This window comes from Vibrio sp. OPT46, assembly GCF_015163535.1.
GTDB lineage: Bacteria > Pseudomonadota > Gammaproteobacteria > Enterobacterales > Vibrionaceae > Vibrio > Vibrio alginolyticus.
In genome coordinates this window covers 1-508 of the sequence record NZ_JADDYG010000065.1, presented here as the reverse complement: position 1 = coordinate 508, position 508 = coordinate 1, and the positions used below count along the sequence as shown (strand labels likewise).

At 37.4% G+C, this 508-nt stretch carries 1 protein-coding gene; it reads left to right on the top strand.

Annotated elements, in window-relative coordinates:
* Window positions 1–51 precede the first annotated feature (51 nt).
* The coding region (locus IQR33_RS02795; protein ID WP_193843499.1) for a hypothetical protein at window positions 52–508 on the top strand (457 nt) is incomplete at its 3' end.

Sequence of the window (508 nt, the reverse complement as noted above, 5' to 3'; positions counted from 1 at the left end):
CGTGTGTTAATGTGGTATTTATACTGTGTAATTATCCTTCAGGTACAGCTCATGAAAATCTCAAATTGGCCATCACTCATTAAATGGATTATCTCTGTTGGACCAAAATCAGCCTCTACAAGTCAGCAATATATTACTTCACTGCAAAGTCGTGACCGAGACGCTTGGCGAAAACGAGTATCAAAGTTTAGCCCCAAATGTACTTTTGCTGGTGTTATTAGTGATGCAATGCACGAAAAAAGAGGCGGACTTGTAATTGGTATCGAGACTAAATGTGAAGGCAAGATAAATTTGTTGATCCCTAAAAACAAATGCAACGAAATGGATTTAGCGAAGTCGATACTATCTAATGCATCTATAGTTTCTATCACTTTCACTCCATACATTCATTTTGAGTACGGTCTAATTGGGCTAGTAGAAAGCATAAGTTCTTTATGCCACAACACAGAGAACCAAATATCAATTAAACCTAAACAATTGCCGAAAAATGCAACCTCGACCAACACTA